General features: G+C 72.2%; 1 pseudogene. It reads right to left on the bottom strand.

Annotation, left to right across the window (positions count from 1 at the left end):
* Nucleotides 1–266 (bottom strand): annotated as a pseudogene (locus K1Y72_RS35850) (homogentisate 1,2-dioxygenase); the annotation flags it as partial.

Here is a 266-nt window from a genome sequence, read left to right as displayed (position 1 = left end):
GGACGTTGTCGCCGTCGGCCAGCAGCGGGGTGGTGGGTCCGCGCAGGTCGCGTTCGCAGTAGGGGGCGTGTTCGAGGAACTGTCCGTGCTGCGACAGGTAGCGGCCCGGTGGGCGGATGTGGCCGCGCGCCTCGATGGTCAGGGCGCGGACCTGCTCGGTGCCGGTGGGGATCCAGCGGTGGATGGTGCCGGTGGGGACGACGGCGTAGTCGCCCTCCCCGATCTCCAAGACCCCGTAGGTGGTCTCCAGCCGCGCGGTACCGGTC

Origin of the sequence: Actinomadura parmotrematis (assembly GCF_019458805.1) — a bacterium.
In the GTDB taxonomy this organism is placed as follows: Bacteria; Actinomycetota; Actinomycetes; order Streptosporangiales; family Streptosporangiaceae; genus Spirillospora; species Spirillospora parmotrematis.
This window is presented reverse-complemented; position numbering and strand designations above follow the sequence as displayed.